We start from the raw sequence: 14,334 nt of genomic DNA on the forward strand, positions 1-14,334 counted from the left end.
GGATCATGGGCTGAACCTATGAACGGCCCCTTGCCGGGTCAAGGACGCTCACACCGAGATGAAGGGATGCCAGCGCCGCGTCCAGCGCGGGGGCCGAAATCTCCATATATTCAAGGGCCTCGGTCCAGAGCAGGACCGCCCGGATGGGCTTTTGGGGATAAAGCCGCGCCAGCACGGCCCGGTACAGCGCGAGCTGCCGGACATAGGCGGCAGGCGCTTCAGCGGCGCTCTTGGGAGCGGCCTGGTTGGTCTTGAAATCGACGATCAGGACCTCATCCGGACGCACGACCAGCCGGTCGATCTGCCCCGACACCAGTGCCGGCGTGCCGCCCGGCCGGTCGAGCCGGCCGGCAATGGCCACCTCCGCCCGGCTGCCGGCGGCGAAGACCGGCGCAAACCGCGGCTCGGCGATCAAGGCGAGCACCTTGTCGGCGAGCGCAATGCGGTCGGCCTCCGGCCAGTCCGGGGCGTTGCGCGTCATGAAACCGAGCGCGGCCTCGCGCCGGCGCTCGGGGCCGAGGTCGGGCAGGGATTGCAGCAGACGGTGCACCAGCGTGCCGCGCTGCAGTGCCAGTGCGCGGGACTGCACCGATTCGCCGGAGCGTACGCTGCGGCCGTCCTCGGCCGACTGGCCGGACGGGCGCACGAGATCCTCATCGCCGGCCTCGCGGGGCGCGGGCGTCCTCAGCCAGTCCGGCAATGCGATCGTCTGGTCCACGGATTTCGCCGGCGTGCCCAGCGCGGCGACGTCCTCCGGCCGGGCGAATCGGGTGACCTTGCCGAGCGGCGTCTCGATCGTCTGCTTGTCGAGGCCCGAGCCTGAGAGACCGGTGTCGATAAGGTCGTACCAGCTCAGCTTGCGCACCGTCCTCATGTTGCCGGGCATGCAGCCGCCGACGATCAGCCGGTCGGCCGCGCGCGTCATCGCGACATAGAGCAGCCGACGGTATTCGTCCTCGGTCTCCTCGATCATCGCCTTGCGCGCCTCGACGACCGGCTTGGGATCGTCCGCCTTGCGGCCGGCCCAGACCACGACCTCGCCGCCATTGCCGCGCGGCACCTGGATCAGCCGCAGCCGCTGCGAGTCCGCCGGCGACGACGTGGTGTCGACCATGAACACGACGGAGGCCTCCAGGCCTTTGGCGCCATGCACGGTCATCACCCGCACTTCGTCGCGCGAGATCTCCATGTCGCGCTTCACCTCGGTGTCGGCCGAGCGCAGCCAGGCCATGAAACCCTGCAGCGAGGCCGGCGCCTTGCGCTCGTAGTTCAGCGCCAGCTCGAGGAATTCGTCGAGCGCGTCGTTGGCCTCGTGGCCGAGCCGGCGCAGGATGCGGGCACGGCCGCCGTCGCCGCCGAGCAGCCAGGCATAGAAGGCGAACGGCGTCTCCTCGCGCGCACGGATCTCGCAAGCCTCCAGCCGCCGCAACGCTGTCGCGAATTTCTCGCTCGTCTCCGCGTGCTCGCCGAGCGCGCGGCGCAGCGAGCCCTTGCGATCCCACGCGAGCTGGAACAGATCGTCGTCGTCGAGCCCGAACAGCGGGCTCTTCAGCGCCACCGCGAGCGCGAGGTCGTCCTGCGGCAGCAGCAGCGCGTCCGCTAGGTTCATCAGGTCGATGATGCCGATGTGCTCGGTCAGCTTCAGCCGGTCGGCGCCGGCGACAGGGATGTTGGCGTGCTTCAGCGCCTGGATCACGGCGTCGAATGCGTTGCCGCGGCGCCGCACAAGGATCAGCATGTCGCCATAGCGCAGTGGACGGCGCTCGCCTTCGTGCCCGGTCAGCGTGCCGCTCTCCACCAGCCGCTTGATCTCGGCCTGGATGCGGCGGGCCAGCTTGACCTCGGGACTGGTGGCGGCAACGCCGTCGAACGGCGCGCGCCAGCCCTCGATCTCCTGCCGGTCGTCGGCTTCCGCGAGATCCCAGAGCTCGACGACGCTCGGACCGGCGTCGCTGAGCGAATTGTGCAGGGGATGGCCGATGTCGACCGAATGGATGCTCTTGTAGATCTGGGGCTCGCGGAAGACGTGGTCGACCGAGTGCAGGATCGCGGCACCCGAGCGGAACGAATAGGTGAAAGCGACCGGATCGAACTTCAGCCCGGCAGATTTGAACCTGCGGTCCAGCTCCCGCTTGCGCGTGTCGAATTCATGGGGGTCGGCGCCCTGGAACGAGAAGATCGACTGCTTCTCGTCGCCGACGGCGAAGATGGTGCGGTTGAGACCCTCGCGCGCGCCTTCGCCGGCGGTGAATTCGGAGATGATGTGCGCGACGATGTCCCATTGCCGCGGGCTGGTGTCCTGGGCCTCGTCGATCAGCACGTGATCGACGCCGCGGTCGAGCTTGTAATGCACCCAGCCCGAGGAGACGCGATTGAGCATTGCCAGCGTCTTGTCGATGAGGTCGTCGTAGTCGAGCAGCCCGCGCTCCTGCTTCTCGCGGCGATAGTTCGCTGCAGCCGCGGTCGCGATGTGCAGCAGGGCCGCGGTGCGGTCTCGCATGGTCACGGCACGGCGCTTCTCGACCAGTCCGCCGATGCGCTGTGCCTCGTTCTCGAACAGGCGCGCGACGGATGGATTGTGGTCGCCGAACTTCTTGGTCAGCACCGCCTTGCGCGGCAGCTTCTCGTCGGTGAGGAAGACGCCGAGGTAAGCATCGACCTGGGCTGCGCCGGAGAACACCTTTGCCTCGCGGAGCCGGCCGGCCTGATCGTTGTCGGACTTGCTGCCATCCTCCAGCGCGAACGCGATGTCGTCCCAGCGCGAGCGCGGCAGGAACGGGCCATCGAGGATCTCGGTCTCGACGTCCTCGATGCGGTCGCTCGCGTCGACGCCGAGCACGGCAGCCATCTGCGCAGCGGCCGCTTCCGCGTTACCGGCCTCATCGGTCCAGGCCATGAAATGATCGCGGCTCAGACAAGCCTCGCGCACGACCTCCTTGAAGGTGACGTCGGCGGCGTTCGCCATCGCCGTCAGCAGCGCGCGGCCGGTGACGCTGTCGGGGTCGCGCGCGGCCTCCAGCAGCACCTTCAAATTGGCGCGCTCCATCATGTCGGTCTGGTCGCGCTCGTCGATCACCGAGAAGCGCGCGGGGACATTGGCCTCGAACGGAAATTGCTGGAGCAGGCGCGTGCACAATGCGTGGATGGTCTGCACCTTCAATCCGCCCGGCGTCTCCAGCGCGCAGGCGAACAGTTTTCGCGCGTCGCGGCGCAGCTTTCGATCAGGATGCGGGATGCCGACGGCGCGGATCGCAGCGTCTAGTCCGGCATCATCGAGCGTGACCCAATGACCAAGCGTGGTGAACACGCGCTCAGCCATGTTGGCGGCGGCGGCCTTGGTGAAGGTGATGCAGAGGATCTTTTCCGGCGGCACGCCCGACAGCAACAGGCGGATCACACGCTGCACCAGCACATGCGTCTTGCCCGAGCCGGCATTGGCCGACACGAAGGCCGAGGCGGTCGGATCGGATGCACGCGCCTGTCGCGCACGCACCTCGTCCGGAATCGGGCGCGGCAGCTTCACCATTCCTCGATCCCCAGTCCGCCGGCCGCGGACCATTCCTTGATCCGGGCGAGGTCGTCATAGGTGCCGTAGCGGTTCGCCCACATCGGCAGGTTCAACGAGGTGTAGGGCTGGTTCTCGTCCTCGAAGGCGCGGATCAGCGCCTCGAGTTTTGCGCGCGCTTCGGCGGCCGCGGTGTCCGGCGGCTGCGGCTCGTCGCCCTGCTTGTATTTCAGCTCGAGGATGCGTTCCTCGCCGGGCGGGTTGTTGCCGCTGAGACGGACATAGACGAGCTGGCTAACGGAGGCGCCGGCGTCGATATCGGGGAAGCCTCCCTCGCGCAGGATCGCCGCTTCCAGCGTGAGCTGCGGCGACAGGCCCATGCGGACCTGCTTGCCGGTCGGCGGCTGGCCGGTCTTGTAGTCGAGAATGGCATAGCTGCCGCCCTGGCGTCGCTCGATGCGGTCGGCACGCGCGGAGAGGCGGAAACTGCGCGCGGGATCGAGCTGGATCGAAATCTCGCCGCGCGTCTCCGCATTGATCGTCCCGATCGCTTCGCGCCGCGCCGTCTCCCATTCGCCGAACCAGCGCGCGATGCGCTGGAAGCGCGGCCACCACAGCGCGCGCGCTTCGGGGCGTTCCATTAGCGGCGCAAAATGCTTCTCGCCGATCGCGCGCAGCACGCGGGCGGGATCGGCGGGCAGGCGCGTCGCATAGGTTTCCGTGAATTCGCCGATCGCTTCGTGAATCGCAGAGCCGCGGTCGGCGGCCGACAGCGGCATGTCGACGGGATCGAGCGCATCGAGCCGCAGGATGTACCTGGCGTAGATCGTGTAGGGATCGCGCAGCCAGTCCTCGATCGCGGTCACCGACATGTTCAGCGGCCGCGTCGCGCGCGGCGGCCGCGGTTCCGGCTGCTTGATCGGCGTGACCTCGGCGGGCTGGTCGAGCGCGCCCGCGAACTGCACGTATTTCTCGCCCGCGCGCACGGCCGCCTTCCAGAGCTCGTCGCCCGCCACCGCCTCCAGTCGGTGCAGGAAGCGCGAGGCGACCGCCGGCGCGCCGCCGGCCTTGGCGGAATGGGTGAGGATCACCTCGTCGCCGCCGAGCAACTGCGCGAAGTCATGCGCGGAGAGGCCGATACGACGCTCCGGCAGGTCGAGTCCCAGCTCGTGACGCATCGGTCGGCTGAGCCAGGGATCGATGCGCGGCGCTGGCGGCCACACGCCTTCGATCAGGCCGCCGATGATGACGCGGTCGGTCTGCATCAGGCGCGATTCCAGCGGGCCGTAGATCTGCAGGCGCGCGCCCGGCCTGTCGCGTCGCCGCACCGCGCGGTCGCCGAAGGCGGTCTGGAACACATCGGAATAGTCCGCTAGCTGCACCATCAAACCGCTGGTCGTGCCGCCGCGCAGGAGATCGTCGAAGGCGCCGGCCAGCGCAAGGCCTTCGCGCTCCTCGAAGGCGAGCGGGACGCCCTGCTCGTCGCGCGACAGCTCGATCATGATCTCGCGATGACGATGCGCGAGCTCGGCGAAGTCGTATGGCTTTGGCGGCGGCAGGCACTCGATCGGCGCCAGTGCCTTCTGCAGGGCATCGATCAGGGTCTGGATGCGATCGAGATCCTCGGCCTTCAGACGCGCGCGGGGCTCGGCCCTGTGCAGCGCGGAGACCTCGCTGCGCCACAGCTTTGCGAGCTCGTCGCGAAAACGGTTGAATTCGCGCAACAGGCCGGCGGTGCCCGCAGGCGGGCGTGTGCCGCGCAGGACCGCGAGCTCGAGGCCTTCGATCGCCGCCTTCCACGCGCCGGGCGCGCGGCCGAGCCGGCACAGCGGATGCTTCAGCATCGCCAGCAATGTCGGCGGCTCCAGGCCCTTGGTCGCAGCTTCCGCCACAAGACGCGCAAAGACACCGGCGGAGGTCTCCATCAGCACGTCACCGCCGGAATCGTCGAAGTCGAGATCCCATCGCGTCAGCGCCGCCATCACTCGCCGCGCCAGCGCGCGATCCGGCGTCACCAGCGCCGCCGATTTGTCGAGATGCCGCGCCTCTCGCATCGCGATGGCGATGGCGAGCGCCTCCATTTCGGGATTGGGGGCTTCGACGACGGCGAGGTTCCTCATGCCGCCGGCGAGCTTCGCGGCGACATCAGGCTGTTTCAGCCGGTCGTGCCAGACTTCCGTCTTCGCCGATGGCCGCATCGATTCGGATGCGAGGATGTCGCGGCCGCCTGCGGCCGGCGGCTGCAGAATCTCGACGTCGCTGCGCTTGATGCCGAAGCGTTGCAGCAGCGCATGCATGGCATATTGCGGATGGTTCGAGGCCGGATGCTCGGCGAACTTGCCGAGCGAGTCGCGCACGCCGCCGATGGTCCGCCAGGCGTCGTCGTCGAGATCGGTGTCGAGCCCCGGCAGCACCACCGCGCCGTGCGGCAGCGCGGCGACCGCGTGCAGGAATTTGGCGGTGGCGGGCATCGAGCCGGTCGAGCCCGCTGCGATCACGGGGCCACGGGGATGCGCGGTCAGCCGTTTTGCTTCGGCAGCGATCAACATATCGCGCCGTGCCGCGGGCTCGATGCGGTTGATCTCGGCGAGATGATGGGGCCAGGCGATGCGCGCGATGCGCAAAAATTCGAGCGAGTGCTGCCAGTAACGATCGAGGTTGTCCGGCACGAGGCCGTCGAGCGCGCTCCAGTCGACGCCGCGCGTCACCATGTCGTCGATCAGCCGCGCGAGGTCGCCGGCGAGTGCGAGCGTCGAAGCCGGACCGCCGACCACCAGCGGCGCCAGCACCGGGCCCTTGGCCCAGGCCGCGACGAGTTGCGCCAGCGTCAGGCGCCGCTCCAGCTCGTCAAGCCGGGGCGGAATGTCGAGCGGGGCGTTGGTCGAGAACTGTTCGCCTTCGTCGGCGAAGGCGAGCTCGTCCTCGTCGATGTCGCCGAGCGCGACGATGCGCGGCAGCACCACCGCATCCGCCTGCATCTCGTCGAGGAATATCTCGCGGACGACGCGCATCGCGCGCCGCGTCGGCAGGTACAGCGTCGCGTCGGCCAGCCGCGCTGGTTCCTTGCGCGCCTCGAATCCCTCGACGAGCCGGCCGTCGAGCAGGGCGGTGACGACCGTGCGCAGGAACGGAACTGAGATGGGAACGCTGAAGACGCGCATGGACTGCCTGATTCGGGAATCAGGGCAATATAGGGAGCCGCGCGCGAATGGTCATGGGGCGGGAGGGAGTCGTCCCCGTTGTTCGACGGGGCTGGCACAGGAGCCGTAGGGTGGGCAAAGGCGCGACAGCGCCGTGCCCACGTTCTCTCTCGATCATAAAAAATGCGTGGGCACGCTTCGCTTTGCCCACCCTGCGGCACCGTCTTCGGGGCTGGCTCTACGCCACGCTCTCCAGAAACGCCTCTTCGGCGGCGTGCACCGCATCGGGCGTGCCGACATGCATCCAGACACCGTCGAGGCGGAGGCCGAACAGCCGCTCCTGCTCATTGGCGCGGTCGAACATCTTGGTCAGCGAGAACTCGCCCTGCGGCGCATCCTTGAAGATCGACGGCGACAGGATCGCCGCGCCCGCATAGACGAACGGGACGACTTCCTTCTCCTTGCGCTTGCGCAGGGCGCCGTCGGGCAGCATGCCGTAATCGCCGCGGCCGCTGTAGCCGATGCTGGTCGCGGTCGGCGCCATCAGCAGCAGGATGTCCATGCGCTCGGGGTCGAAGTTCTCGGCAAGGCGCGTCAGGTTGGAGCGCACGCCGTCGATCCACAGCGTGTCGGAATTGACGTGGAAGAACGGCGCGTCGCCGAGCAGCGGCAGCGCCTTGACCACGCCGCCGCCGGTGCCGAGCACCTGGTCGCGCTCGTCCGAGATGGTCACGTGCGGAAGCTGGCGCGATGCGGTGTGGTTGATGATCTGGTCCGGCAGGTAATGCACATTGACCACGGCCTCGGTGACGCCGGCCTGGCCGAGCTTGTCGAGCACGTGGTCGAGCAGCGGCTGACCGGCGACCGGCACCATCGGCTTCGGCATCTTGTCCGTCAACGGACGCATGCGCAGGCCGAAACCTGCGGCGAGCACCATGGCTTTGGTCGGCTTGACGGACATCCTTTGCCTTCTCAGAACTCTTCTCTCTTGAACCCGCTGGTTTCGCGTTTGCAGCAAATCCTAGCACGGGACTGCACCAGCCGCACCGCGTCTCAACCGCCTTAGCCACCCGCCGTGACGGTTGTGCGACGGGTGTTGCCGTTACGCCCCAACGGCGGTGGAACGCGCCTTTTTCTTCCTGTCGCCAATCTTCAGGAAGTTGACGCCGATCTGGTCGCCATTGACCCAGGCCAGTTCGCAGCGCCGGTAAGCGAGTCCGGTGGAGGACAGCAGGAGAAAGAACTCCTTCAGATGCAGGCCTTCGACCGAACCGTCGATGGTCAGCTTGGCACCGCTCTCGGAGACGTCCTCCATGGTGCAGTCGCGCCGCCAGGTGCCGTCGATTCCCATCATCTGGGCCGGTATCCCGCGTTCGAAAACAACCCGGCTGTTGCCGCGCTGGTCCGTCTTTACCGCCATCAGCCCCGCTCCAGCCCGTATTTATCCGGCTGCCTGGCCGCGAGAATAGCGATGCCTTGGCTAACAGCCGGTAAATCGGGCCCGAATCAGGCTTGTGAAGGGCGTTGGGGCGGCGGCACGTTGGCCAGATACCAGTCGCGCAGATGGCCGAGCGCGGGATGCGCCAGCGAGCGCTGCAGGTAGGTCCAGATCCGCGGCTGGTGGCGCAGATAGTGCGGCTTGCCGTCGCGGCGGTTGAGCCGGGCAAACGTGCCGAGCAGGCGCGTGTTACGCTGCGCCGACATGATCGCGTAGAGCTCGGCGAAGCCGGCGGCATCGAAGCCCGCATCGCCTGCGCGCCGCGCCTTGATGTAGCGCGACAGCAGCGTCAGCTCGACGTTTTCGGGCACATCGATACGTGCGTCCTGCAGCAGCGAGACTACGTCGTAGGAGTGCGGGCCCAGCACCGTGTCCTGGAAGTCGATCACGCCGACGCGGTCGGTGCCGGAGCGGTCAGCGAGCCAGATCAGATTGGGCGAGTGATAGTCGCGGATGATCCACGTCCGCGGCGCCGCAAGCGGCTTCTTCAGCAGCTCGCGCCACATCGCGAAGAATTCCGCGCGCTTCTCATCGCTCAATGGCGCGTTGCGATCGGGCAGATACCATTCCGGCATCAATCCGATTTCGATCAGCATCGCCTCGATGTCGAAGACGGGGATGTCGTAGGTCTGTCCATCCAGCGGCAGCGTCTCCGGCAGCGTCTTGCCGTGAAGCGCGGCCAGCACGTCGGTCGCAGCTTCGTAGCGCTCGGCAATCGGGCGCGGCGGATCGCCCTCGATCACGCCTTCGCTGCCGAAATCCTCGCTGATCAGGAAGCCGTGGCCGAGATCGAAATGATGAATCGCAGGCGCCGAAATCCCCAGCGCCCGCAGGCCTTCGTCGATGGCGACGAAGGGCCTGACGTTCTCGGCGAGATGCACCGCGGCACTGTAGGACTTGCCGTTGTAGAGCGCGGCGCCGTCGGGGCGCTGCGGCGAGTTCATGAGGATGACGACCTCGTCATCACGCAGCAGCCGCGCATAGGAGCGTGTCGAGGCATCGCCCGCCATACGCCGGCGCGTTGCATCCATGTAGCCGGACGTATCGAGGAATTCGCGCAACGCCTGCAGCCGCGCGACAATGGCGGCGGCCTTGCCATGGCCGGTGATATCGGCAGCGCGCGCATTCGAGCCCAGCGCCGGCCGATGCGTCAGGGCGATGTCGATGCGATCCGCGGGCATCGCCGACGGCGCCCGCTCCGGCCATTCGATCAGCACAAGCGTTGCCTCGGGGAGCGGCGACAGCCCGATCTCCTCGAGCTCGCTCTCGTCCTCGACGCGGTAGAGGTCGGCATGCATCACCGGAAACGGCGGCAGCTCATAGCCCTGCACCAGCGTGAAGGTCGGGCTCGGCACTTCCAGCTCGTCGTCGCCGGCGAGATAGCGGATCAGTGCGCGGGCCGCCGCGGTCTTGCCGGCGCCGAGATCGCCGGTGAGGGTGATGACGTCGCCGGGGCCGACCAGCAAAGCGAGATCGGCCATCAGTTGCGCGGTGGCCGTCTCGTTGTGAAGCGCGACGGAGAAGGTGGTTGGTTCTGTCATTCGGCGGCGTCGCGATGCGCCGCCTGGTCGGTCGGGAAGTCGCAGATCACCACCGTGCCCCGGCCGACGATCGAATCCACCCGCACCTTGCCGCCATGCAGCTCGACGAAGGAGCGCACCAGCGACAGGCCGAGCCCGGCGCCGCGGTGACGCGAGCCCTGCGAGCGGCTTTCGAACCAGTTGAACACCTTGTCCTTCATGTCGGCAGGTATTCCAGGCCCGGAATCTGTCACAGTGAAGACCACGCTGCGTTCGGTGCGGCGCGCGCTGATGCCGACGGTGGAATCCTGTGGAGAAAACCCGACGGCGTTGGCGAGGAGGTTATAGAGCACCTGCACCACGCGCTTCTCGTCGCCGACGAAGCTGCCGACATCGGGCGCGATCTCGACCTTGAGGCGGATGCGGTCGGTGGCGAGGCGATCCTGGATGCCCTCGGCGGCCAGCTCGATGGTCTTGCTGACGTCGACCGGCCCGAGTTCCAGCTTCATCGCGCCGGCATCGATGGTGGCGAGATCGAGAATGTTGTTGGTCAGCGCGAGCAGCGCATTGGTCGATTTGGTGACGTAGTCGAGATATTCTGCCTGCTTCGGCGTCAGCGGCCCGGTCGAGGGGTCGCTGAGGAAATGCGCGAAGCCGATGATGGTGGTGAGCGGCGAGCGCAGCTCGTAGGAGACGTGGTGGACGAAATCCACCTTCATCTGGTCGGCGGTCTCCAGCGCCTCATTGCGCTCGCGCAGCGCGCGCTCGACATTCTCGGTGTCGGTGATGTCCTGGAACGTCAGCATGGTGGCGCCGTCGGGCAGCGGCCGGATCATGCCGTCGAGCACGCTGCCGTCCTTGCGCTCCAGCTTGAGCGGCACGTCGGCGCGGTTCTCGATCGAGGTGATGGCCTCGCGGATCTGGCGCCAGACCACGGGATCGTCGAACAGTTGATGGCACCAGCCCTCGACGGTCTGGATGTGCGGCTCGTCGCGCATGGCGTCGCTGGAGAGCTTCCACATCCGCACGAAGGCCGGGTTGAAGAGCTGCGCCTTGCCGTTGCTGCCGAACACGGCGACGCCTTCGGCGAGACTGTCCAGCGTCTCGCGCTGGACCCGGACGATGCCGTCGAAACGGCGGGCCAAGTCGAGGCTCTCGGTGACGTCGTCGAACAGATAGGTGACGCCGCCTTCCGGGTTCGGCGTGGTGACGACGGAGAGCGCGCGGCCATCGGGCAGGTACCAGGTGTCCTTGGCCGCCTCGACCGCGCGATAGGCCTCGTGCAGCTTGGCCTTCCAGGCGCGGAAGTCCGGCTGCTCCTGCAGTTTGCGCGCGGCGCGAAGCTGGTCGAGCACGCTGGAATCGTCGGGGTTGGCGTCGAGGAAGGTACGGTCGAGGTCCCACAGCCGGCGGTAGGAATCGTTGTAGAAGGCGAGCCGGCGCTGGCCGTCGAACACGGCGACGCCGGAGGAGAGCTGGTCCAGCGTGCGGCGATGCGCCTCCGCCATCCGCACCAGTGCCGAGCTCAGCGCATCCGCCTCGCTGGCATCGATGGCGACGCCGACGCTGCCGCTGCCGACATTGACGGCGCGGACGTCGTACATGCGCCGCTCGCCGCCGATCACGATCGGCAGCCGCGAGGTGAAGCTGGCGGCATCCTTCAGCCCCCGCTCCAGCGCGGTGCGGTCGGCGCTATCGAGCAGCTCGAGCTTGCGCTCCTGCGCGTCGGTGATGCTGGCCGCCTCGGTGGCGCGGACATAGGCCGGATTGGCGTAGGTGAGCGCGCCGTTCTCGCCCTTGGCCCAGATCGGCCACGGCGCGGCGGCGGCGAAGCCGCGCAGCATCTCGGTCTCGTCCGAGAGCGCCTTGTAGCGCAGATTGGTTTCGGCCAGATCGCGCCGCAGGCCGGAGAGCTCGCGGATCCGGACGATGGCCTGGCCGCCGATGGCGCGGCCGATGGCTTCCAGCGTGTGGCCATGCGCGGTGGTCAGCGTCAGCTGGAAGCCGTCGCCGCGGTCACGCAGCGCATCGACGGCATGGTCCATTTGCAACGCGGGTTCCGGCGGCAGCCAGGTTCCGAACGCCAGCACGCGCTGCGGCGAGGAATCGCGCGGCAGCACCATCGAGATGTCGCCGGAGATCTGCGCGCGATTGTCGCCGGCCGGCCATGAGATCAGGATCTGCGGCTCGGCGAACAGCAGCGCGCCGAAGCGGTCGGCCTGGAGCTGGAGTTCCCCGATTCGCGCGCGCAGCTGCGCCTCGTTCTTCGAGGTGCGCACGCGCGTGCGCATCAGCAGGATCGCGGCCACGACCGAGAAGCCGAGCAGGGCCAGCGCGGTGGCGAGCACCGCGAGTTCCTGCCGGTTGAAGTCCAGCAATGTGGAGAGGGTGTCGATGAGGTCGGCGGCCTCGGCCGGCGCAGCCGGCAGCACCGCCGCAAGAGCGCCTCCGAACAGGCTGGTGCGCACCAACGATGTGCACGACAGCAGCGTCCGACGCATCGACACGATCACGCCTGACATAGTTGCCCCAAGACCGCACGGATTTACGCGCGGCGACCCCCGCCGCACGCGAATCAAAAGACAATACCCCCACCGTGACTCCACCGGTAAGAGTCCAGATCGTGAACGCAAACGCGGCCCCAAAAAAATGCCGGCCGCGCGGTTCCGGACGTACGTAATTCTTCGGGTGATTCGGCTGGGATTGCCGTGCGTTAGCGGCCGGTCGAGCCGAAGCCGCCGGCGCCGCGATCGGTGGCGGACAAGGTCGCCACCGGAACCAGCGCGGCCTGCAGCACGGGGGCGATCACCATCTGCGCGATGCGCTCGCCGCGCTTGATCACGAACGGCGCGCTGCCGTGATTGATCAGGATCACCTTGATCTCGCCGCGGTAGTCGGCGTCGATGGTTCCCGGCGTGTTGAGCACGGTGACGCCATGCTTGGCGGCCAGCCCCGAACGCGGCCGCACCTGCGCCTCGTGCGCGGGCGGCAGTGCAATCGCAAGGCCGGTCGGCACCAGCGCATACTGCCCGGGGGCGAGCGTCATCGGTTCGGCGTCCGGCACCGCCGCCATCAGGTCGAGGCCGGCGGCGTCCGCCGTCTGATAGGCCGGCAGCGGCAGGCCTTCGGCATGGGCGAGGCGTTGCAGTTCGACGGTGACCTTCGTGCTCAAGATGCGGGCTCCAGGGATTTGCCGGTCACGCTCTTGGCGACATGCGCGACCAGTTCGATGGCGACCTGTTCCTTGGACATCACGGGCCAGGAATCAACTGCGATCTCGCCGTCCTTCTCACCATTCTTGCGGCTGATGAGGTGAACCGTGTTGCGGTCGCCGCCCATCACGCCGGTGGCGGGCGAGACGTCGTTGGCGACGATCCAGTCGCAGCCCTTGCGGGCGAGCTTGGACTTGGCGTTGTCGATGAGATGCTCGGTCTCGGCGGCAAAGCCGATCACCAGCGGCGGGCGCTTCTCGGTGAGCTTCGAGATCGTGGCGAGGATGTCGGGGTTCTCGACCAGTTGCAGCGGCGGCATGCCGGCCGACGTCTTCTTCAGCTTCTGCTCGCCCTCGTTGGCGACCCGCCAGTCGGCCACGGCGGCGGCGAAGATCGCGATGTCGGCGGGCAGCGCGGCCTGCACCTGCTCCAGCATCTGCCGCGCCGATTCCACGTGCTTGACGGTGACGCCTGCGGGATCGTCGAGATCGACCGGGCCGCTGACCAGGATCACCTCGGCGCCTGCGGCCTGCGCGGCAGCGGCAATGGCAAAGCCCTGCTTGCCGGAGGAGCGGTTGGCGATGTAGCGCACGGGATCGATCGGCTCGTGCGTCGGGCCCGCTGTGATCAGCACGCGCTTGCCGGCGAGCGGCTTCGGCACCGGCGGCCGCAGCAGGCGCTCGGCCGCGGTGGCGATCTCGATCGCCTCCGACATGCGGCCGACACCGGCTTCGCCCGCTTCCGCCATCTCGCCGGAATTGGGTCCGATCAGCACCACGCCGTCGCGCTGGAGCTGCGTGACGTTGCGGCGGGTCGCAGCGTTATTCCACATCAGCGGATTCATCGCCGGCGCCAGCAGGATCTTGCGGTTGGTCGCGAGCAGGATGGCGCTGGCGAGGTCGTCGGCGTGGCCGTTCGCCATCTTCGCCATCAGATCCGCGGTCGCGGGCGCCACCACGATCAGGTCGCAGTCGCGCGCGAGGCGAATATGGCCGGCGTCGAACTCGCTCTGGGGGTCGAACAGGTCGGTATAGACGCGCTCATGCGAGAGCGCGCTGACCGCCAGCGGCGTGACGAATTGCTGTGCGGCCTGGGTCAGCACGCAGCGGACCTCGATGCGGCGCTCCTTCAGCCTGCGGATCAGGTCGAGCGACTTGTAGGCCGCGATTCCGCCGCCGATGATCAGGGTGACGCTGGCCTCGGGAACGGCGCCGGTGCGCTGGGAGACAGGCGCCGGCGCGTGGTCCGGCGGAGCGGCCATCGGCGTCAGCGGCTCCTCATGGCCCTGGATCAGCTCGCCCAGGATGATGCGGACCTCTTCCTCGACCGATCGGCGGTTTCTGGCCGAGCGCAGGCGCAGATAGGTTTTGACGCCCTCATCGAGCTTGCGGATGGTCAGGCTTGCCATGACGCCCTCCAGCACGGAATGATAGCGATGCTATCACCGCTGTGATTGCAG

8 protein-coding genes are annotated in these 14,334 nt (G+C 67.8%); all 8 read right to left on the bottom strand.

Annotated features, from left to right (window positions below):
* Window positions 1-16 precede the first annotated feature (16 nt).
* Entirely contained in the window at window positions 17-3,526 is a 3,510-nt protein-coding gene (gene addA, locus A7X65_RS14255; RefSeq protein ID WP_063685738.1) for a double-strand break repair helicase AddA, read from the bottom strand.
* Window positions 3,520-6,666, bottom strand: coding sequence for a double-strand break repair protein AddB (gene addB, locus A7X65_RS14260; protein WP_063685740.1), 3,147 nt, complete (start codon window positions 6,664-6,666; stop codon window positions 3,520-3,522). Before addB ends, addA begins: the two co-directional genes overlap by 7 nt.
* Before the next feature lie 217 nt (window positions 6,667-6,883).
* Window positions 6,884-7,606, bottom strand: coding sequence for a nucleotidyltransferase family protein (locus A7X65_RS14265; RefSeq protein ID WP_063685742.1), 723 nt, complete (start codon window positions 7,604-7,606; stop codon window positions 6,884-6,886).
* Between the two features lie 141 nt (window positions 7,607-7,747).
* Complete coding sequence (locus tag A7X65_RS14270; RefSeq protein WP_063685744.1) at window positions 7,748-8,065, bottom strand: PilZ domain-containing protein; 318 nt, start codon at window positions 8,063-8,065, stop codon at window positions 7,748-7,750.
* Between the two features lie 86 nt (window positions 8,066-8,151).
* Complete coding sequence (gene tsaE / locus A7X65_RS14275; RefSeq protein WP_063685746.1) at window positions 8,152-9,684, bottom strand: tRNA (adenosine(37)-N6)-threonylcarbamoyltransferase complex ATPase subunit type 1 TsaE; 1,533 nt, start codon at window positions 9,682-9,684, stop codon at window positions 8,152-8,154.
* Entirely contained in the window at window positions 9,681-12,185 is a 2,505-nt protein-coding gene (locus A7X65_RS14280; RefSeq protein WP_063685748.1) for a sensor histidine kinase, read from the bottom strand. Before A7X65_RS14280 ends, tsaE begins: the two co-directional genes overlap by 4 nt.
* A gap of 191 nt (window positions 12,186-12,376) precedes the next feature.
* Window positions 12,377-12,835 (bottom strand): dUTP diphosphatase, encoded by a 459-nt coding sequence (gene dut / locus A7X65_RS14285; protein WP_063685751.1) that lies wholly within the window; start codon window positions 12,833-12,835, stop codon window positions 12,377-12,379.
* Window positions 12,832-14,283, bottom strand: coding sequence for a bifunctional phosphopantothenoylcysteine decarboxylase/phosphopantothenate--cysteine ligase CoaBC (gene coaBC, locus A7X65_RS14290; protein WP_063687690.1), 1,452 nt, complete (start codon window positions 14,281-14,283; stop codon window positions 12,832-12,834). The genes dut and coaBC overlap by 4 nt, the downstream gene beginning before the upstream one ends.
* Between the last annotated feature and the right edge of the window lie 51 nt (window positions 14,284-14,334).

Origin of the sequence: Bradyrhizobium stylosanthis (assembly GCF_001641335.1) — a bacterium.
Taxonomy (GTDB): domain Bacteria; phylum Pseudomonadota; class Alphaproteobacteria; order Rhizobiales; family Xanthobacteraceae; genus Bradyrhizobium; species Bradyrhizobium stylosanthis.

Coding starts and splice junctions, on each gene's coding strand:
- tsaE (WP_063685746.1), bottom strand. CDS start 9,684: ATGACAGAACCAACCACCTTCTCCGTCGCGCTTCACAACGAGACGGCC.
- A7X65_RS14270 (WP_063685744.1), bottom strand. CDS start 8,065: ATGGCGGTAAAGACGGACCAGCGCGGCAACAGCCGGGTTGTTTTCGAA.
- addA (WP_063685738.1), bottom strand. CDS start 3,526: ATGGTGAAGCTGCCGCGCCCGATTCCGGACGAGGTGCGTGCGCGACAG.
- addB (WP_063685740.1), bottom strand. CDS start 6,666: ATGCGCGTCTTCAGCGTTCCCATCTCAGTTCCGTTCCTGCGCACGGTC.
- A7X65_RS14265 (WP_063685742.1), bottom strand. CDS start 7,606: ATGTCCGTCAAGCCGACCAAAGCCATGGTGCTCGCCGCAGGTTTCGGC.
- A7X65_RS14280 (WP_063685748.1), bottom strand. CDS start 12,185: ATGTCAGGCGTGATCGTGTCGATGCGTCGGACGCTGCTGTCGTGCACA.
- coaBC (WP_063687690.1), bottom strand. CDS start 14,283: ATGGCAAGCCTGACCATCCGCAAGCTCGATGAGGGCGTCAAAACCTAT.